The organism is Mesorhizobium sp. M4A.F.Ca.ET.022.05.2.1 (genome assembly GCF_003998845.1).
Lineage (GTDB): Bacteria > Pseudomonadota > Alphaproteobacteria > Rhizobiales > Rhizobiaceae > Mesorhizobium.
This window is the reverse complement of sequence record NZ_RZOJ01000335.1, coordinates 1-3222: the sequence shown is the minus strand read 5'-3', so window position 1 is coordinate 3222 and position 3222 is coordinate 1. Positions and strand designations below refer to the sequence as shown.

Sequence of the window (3222 nt, the reverse complement as noted above, 5' to 3'; positions counted from 1 at the left end):
GAGCAGCGTCACGTCGCCGCCGGCGGGGATGTCGATGTCGCTGGCGATCGCCGCGCAAGGGTCGTCGCCCGCCTCCACCCGGCCGGACAGGGCGGCGCCCGCAAGCACGGCCTGCGGATATTCGCCGCTGCCGTGGCGGCCGATGAACTCGCCCCGGTCGGTCGTCGCCGACTGGACCTCGGTCGAGGCCGCGAGGAACGCCACCCGCTCACTGAAGTCGAGCCCGTAGGGGTTCTGGGCCAGTAGCGCGCCAGTCGCAACGTCCCGCGCCGGCACGATGGTCGCCGCCGTGCGCGAGCGATGGCCGCCCAGCACCCATTCGGCATAGGCATAGACGCGCAGCCTCGCCGGCACCGGGCCCGCATTCTGGATGCGCAGCCGGGTGATCTTCACCGGATCGGCCGGATCGACCACTTGGGTCAGGTCCATCGACAGCGGCCCGCGCTTCGTACGGAAGGTCGAAAAACCCTGGCCGTGCCAGGTCTCGTAGGTCATGGCGGGGTCGCGCACCACCGCGGCCATCGGCGAGAAGGCCTTGCCGCTGGCGTGGTCGTAAATGTAGATGCCCTCGCCCGGCCGGTTGGTGACAGGATCGTTCGACCACGGTGTCAGCTGGTAGTCGCGGCTGTTGCGGCTCCAGGTGAAGCCGGCGCCTTCGGCCGAGACGTGGAAGCCGAACGAGGCGTTGGAGATGACGTTGATCCAGGGCTGCGGTGTCGTTCGCCGGCCGGTGAGACGCGTGACATAGTGGCGGCCGTCGCCATCGAAACCACCAAAGCCGTTCCAGAGATTCAAGCCGCTGCCGTCGGCTTTTGCGCTGGTTGAGGCCGGGGCGGCAAAAGCCGGTTGCGCAATGGCCGGCAAGGTTGACACGGCCGCGACGCCGCCGGCCTGCTGCAGGGCGTCTCGCGCCTGCAGGGCAGCCGCTTCGGCGCGCTCGATCTGGTCGAAGATGGTGCCGTTGCGCGTATGCAGCGCGACGCGGGCGACCGCCAGCAGGGTCTTGTAGGTCGCCTCGTCCATGAGGTCGCGGCGCACGGCGAAAATGTGCTGGCGCGGACCGAGCTCCTTGCCGCGCAGGCGGCTGTTCTCGCACAGCGTCTCGACCGCGCGCTGCAGGTCCTGAACATAGGACGATGCCTGCTCGTTGACGACAACGAAGTCGATCATCATGCCGCGCGCTCGCATATACTCCTGGAAGCGCAGCGCCTGGGCGACGATCTCCAGGTCGGCGACGTCGCCGATGCGGACCAGGAAGATCGGGAAATCGCCGGAGATGCTGGTCGGCCACAGGCTCGACTGCTTGCCGAGCCCGGAGGCGATGGAGTCCGCCGGCAGGCGCAGGAACGGATCGGGATAGATCAGGTAGCGCGCCAGCTTCTGTACATTGGCGGCGTCGGTCAGGCTGAGGCCGAGATGGCGGGTCTGCACCTGGCTGCGGGTCCAGGCCAGCATCGCCTGGCGAGCGAAGCTTTCCGGATGGTCGAGCCGGGCAACGGCTTCGTCGAGTTCCGCGCGGTTGGCGCCAACGATGGTCCAGAAGGTCAGCGAGATCTTCTTGTTGGCGGGCACGCGCACCTGACGGCGCAGCGAGGCGATCGGGTCCAGCGTGAAGCCGGAATGGCCGCCGAGCTTGGCGCCGGGATCGAAGGCGGCTGCGTCGACGATGGTGCGGCCGCGGCCGATGAAGGCGCGCCGGTCGGTCTCGGCCTCGGCATCGCGCGACGGCCCCGACGGATCGGTGACGAAATGCGCCACGGCGATATCGGGGTCGTTTTTGTCGCGCTTGCGCCTGACGGCGAAGATCGCGCTGTTGTTCGAGGCGATCTCGGTCTCGACGAACATCTTCGAGAAGGCCGGATGGGCATTGTCGGAAGCTTCGTTGCCCAGCACCAGCTCGGCGAACGACGTCACCTCGATGTGCCGGTCGGTGGCGCCGTCATTGTAGAGCGTGACGCGGCGGCCCTCGCCATTGCCTTCCGAGATGACGATGCATTCGACCTCCGAGCGCAGCGACCCGACCGATTTGATGAAGCTCGCCTTGTCGTCGGAGAACAGGGTCTGGACGCGCTCATGGTCGGTGCGCCGCGGCTCTGAGGTCGCCGACCACCAGTCGCCGGTGCCGGCATCGCGCAGGAAGATGTAAGAGCCGAGCCGGTCCTCGCTCGGGTCCGGCTGCCAGCGGGTGACGGCAAGTTCGCCGAAACGGCTGTAGCCGGAACCGGTGGCGGTGACCATGACCGAATAGCGGCCATTGGACATGACGCTGGTCGCACGCAGCGCCTTGGCCGGGTCGAGGATGATGCGCGTGTCCGGGCTCTCTGTCTCGGTCTCGTCCTTGGAGCGCTCGTCGGCTTCGGTCCTGACGGTGGCGGTCGGGATGTCGCGCGGCGCCCTCTCCTGCAGCAGGAGCTCGGCCGACTCGATCACCGGGTCGCTGTGGAAACGGTCGCGCAGGCGGCCTTCGAAGATGGCGTCGGCGACGGCTGCGATCGACATGCCGGAATGGTGCGCCATGTAGTTCAGCACTACGGCGTGGTCGGTGCCCTCGGGCACGCGCTGCGGGGTGAAATCGACGGCATCGTAGAAACCGTGCCGGCCAAGCGCGCCGATCGCCTTCAGCCGGGCCAGATTGTGCACCGCCTCCCGCGGATTGAACTGCGCCGCCAGGATCGTGGCGTAGGGCGCAATCACGGTGTTCTGGCCGAGACCGCGCTTGAGGCCGAGGCCGGGTACGCCGAAATTGGTGTACTGGTAGGTCAGCTCGCGGTCGCGGGCATTATAGGCCGCTTCCGAAATACCCCAGGGCACATTCTTGGAGCGCGCGTACTGGATCTGGCGCCTGATGATCAGCTTGCTGGTCTGGTTGAGGATCGAGCCATGCGGCTCCTTCATCACCAGCGGCGGCATCAGGTATTCGAACATCGAGCCCGACCAGGACATCAGCGCGCCCCGGAAGCCGATCTCGACGATCGGCCGGCCAAGCCGGAACCAGTGCTCGGTCGGCAGGTCGCCCTTGGCGATGGCGAACAGGCTGGTGAGCCGCGCCTCCGAGGCGAGCAGGTCGTAACAACTCTCGTCGAGCTGGTGCTCCTCGACCCGGTAGCCGATCGACAGAAGCTTGCGCTCCTGCCGCATCAGGAAGGAGAAATCCATCTCGAAGGCGTAGCGGCGGGCACGCTCGCGCAGGGCCAGAAGCTTGGCGCGCAAGGCCTCGACCGC

The 3222-nt window shown here is 67.4% G+C and carries 1 protein-coding gene; it reads right to left on the bottom strand.

What is annotated here, in order from left to right; genetic code table 11:
- Positions 1-3222 (bottom strand): glucoamylase family protein (locus EN745_RS26645; RefSeq protein ID WP_281034792.1); only part of this gene is annotated, 3222 nt, incomplete at both ends.